At 57.2% G+C, this 3,007-nt stretch carries 1 pseudogene; it reads right to left on the reverse strand.

Features of this window, described 5'->3' with window-relative positions:
- Positions 1-2,512 (reverse strand): annotated as a pseudogene (locus tag J2R99_RS17715) (nitrous oxide reductase family maturation protein NosD); the annotation flags it as partial.
- Between the last annotated feature and the right edge of the window lie 495 nt (positions 2,513-3,007).

Below are 3,007 nucleotides of genomic sequence, written 5' to 3' on the forward strand. Positions count from 1 at the left end.
CGTTGCCGCCGCCGCCCGACATGGTGTCGGCGTCGTCGGTGCCTGCGAGCGTGTCGTCTTCCTCGCCGCCCGTGGTGCCGCCGCCGATGTCGCCACCATCGCCACCGCCGCCGGTCGGAGCAACATAGTAGATCTCGCCGTCGGTATTCGTTCTAAATGCTCCCGGCAGGTTATCCTGAACATCGATGGTGACCGTGTCGGCGCCGTCGACGATGACAAGCTCATCGCCGTTATAGGTCACCTTTGTGCCGGAGCTGGCGCCGTCAAGGACGAGAAGGTCACCTGCGCCGAAGTCGGTGATTATATCGCCATCCAGGGTTATTCTGCTGCCAAAGAAGACGTCCCCACCTGCGCCACCGCTAAGTGTATCCTCCTCTGCACCTCCTCCAAGGGTGTCGGCGCCGGCGCCACCATCGATCGAAACCTGTCCCTTTGTGGTGGGTGCAGCCACGATCACGTCGGCCCCGGCAGTGCCTCTCATCAACAACGTCTCTTGTGTCACGTTGTCGATGGTTCCGTGGACACCGTCATTCGCAAAGTCGGTGATCTCGACATTGGTGACCTTGAGCGCTGGGCCCCCAATTTCCTTCCCGGGCTCACCGGCTCGAATGCCCGTCGAAGTTCCGTCGATCGAACCGTTTTCGATGACGACCTCGCCCTCATAACGTGCCGGTGCCGGCCCGTAGCTTCCGTCGTCTCGCGCCTTGATGGAAATGGCGGCCCCGAACTCGTGGTAATCGGTGCCGCTCGTGCCTTCCGAGGTTCCAACATCGGTAAATTTGAAGTCCGAAATTTTGATGTCGGAGTAGGTTCCGTTCTTCAGATTGATGTCGATACCAGTGCCGAACCCTCCGAGATGCGAGGGGTTGCCGTCGAAAGCCGGGCCGCGTCCGAGAACACCCACATGGTCCATCGTGATATTGGTGATGGCGGAATCCGACAACGCCTCGACATAGATGCCCTTCTCACTGAGGTGCGAGAAGTCGACTTGATCGATCGTCACATCCGTCGCGGTGCCGATATCGGTCTTCGTCGGGTCTGTCGTCTTTGCGAAGTAGATGCCGATATGGCCATCGCTGATTGATCCTCCGACGATGTCCACATTGTCGATGGTGGCTTCTGTGCCTTTGCGGATGCCGTTGCCAACGGCCGAGATGTCGACATCCTGAATCAGAAGATCCGATGCGCCGTTGGCTAGTTCGATACCTGTATAAAAATCGTGGATTTCAACGTTCTGAATCGTCGCTCCACTCGCCTGGACGGTGATCCCTGCGCCGCTTGTACCAGCGTAAGATTTCGTTTCCGCAAAGAATTCCTCTAAGGAGTCGTCTGGGGCGATATCATTGTCTTCGTGGAATGTCCCTTCAATGACAACCCCGTCTTCGGCGCCGGCCAGAGTGATGTCTTTATTGATAACGACGTTCTCTGTGTAAGTGCCTTTTTGGACGAGTATCGTATCGCCGTCTTCGGCGGCGTCGATCGCTGATTGGATGGTGGCGTATTCGCTGTCCGCATCCACGACGAGCGTATTGGACTTCTCGCCTTCACCGTCGGTCAGGACGATGTTGTCGTAGAGGTAAGATGTATCGTCGCCCGTGTTCGAGCTGTTGAGGATGAAGGTCTTCAGGCCGGTGCTGCCGTCCCATGTCGGTCCTGGGTCTGTGAAACCTTCGACGCCGTCGATCGACCAATGGTACCCGACACCTTCTTCAAAGGTGAGCTGAACCGTAACCCAGCCATCGCCATCAGGATCGATCCCCTCGGGTATCCCGATCCATTGCCAGGACCCGACCGTGTCGTCGGCGCTTTGTGCGAAAAACGCCCGGAAACCGGCTTCGGCCTGCTTGCTCTCGTCGCCGCCCTTGCCGGCATCAGCGTCGACATATTCGAAACAGGGATAGGCGGTGATGTCGCCGTCGTCGTTCTCCATCACACCCCAGATGCCGGTGCGTTGGGCAATCGCGTTCTCGTCTGTATCTTTGTCTCCGACCCAATTGGGATCGATGTAGAAGTCGTAGCTGAGAGTGCTCCCATCTCCAGCGCCCCAGGATGAGCTGCCGGTGTCGCCGTCGGCGAGGTATTTCATCCCCTGATAGTGGTAGAAATCGTTCTGGCTGCCGTCTTCTTTGATGTTCACTTCCAGGCGGTTGTCGCCATTTTTATGGATCTCAAAATTGTCCACGGGCGAGCGATCGACGACCCAGTGGGGGCCGTCGAGCTTTCCAATCGCGGCGTCAGCATCATCATCGAAAGTGAGGTTGAAGACCTCTTTGGGTTGATCGAACTCGATCTTCTCGATGCCGGTCAGGAGCGTCGTGTCCGTCCCGTTGCTGAGTTCGATCCCGTTCTCGGTGCTGGTGATTGTGTAATCTTGTTGTGGGCCGGAAGCGCGGATGATGTCGTAACCATCCCCGCCTGAGATCGTGTCCTGTCCGGACGAGAACCTGAACTCGTCGTCCCCCGATCCTCCATTGAGAGTATCGCTGCCGCTTGTTCCTACGAACGCTGCCATTGTCGTCATCCCCCATACTCAACGCTCTAGGGATTCGCCTGACTGGCCGTCGGGAAAATCCCTAACGAAGGGTTAATGGTAAGCATGGGGTTTGAATTAATGGCAATGCGAGTTTGAGCTATAAAGTTAATGCAAACAGAGCTGCGATCGCACAGTGGTTGGAGCGAGTCCGCAGAAAGCCAAGATTGTTGCAGTGCCAGATAGTGAAGACGACGTTTTCTTGCGACGTTCTGCTGCAGGGGATCTCGACGTCTATCTATTAAGAAAAACGTGTCGTATCTAAATAAGATCAGAGGAGGTGGTCAGCATGCTGGTGAGGCGCCAAGAACATGGGTCCCGTCCGACAGGCTGCAAATTGCAGAGCACGGGCGGGTAGCTAATCCCTCCAGGCCGGACGCAAAAAAAGGCCGGCCGCTTTGGGCGACCGGCCGGGGGATTGGGGCGGCAGGCGGCCGCCCCGGCGATGTCACAAAACCTCAGAAGACGAAGTCGGCG

Origin of the sequence: Rhodopseudomonas julia (assembly GCF_030813515.1) — a bacterium.
Classification (GTDB): Bacteria; Pseudomonadota; Alphaproteobacteria; order Rhizobiales; family Afifellaceae; genus Afifella; species Afifella julia.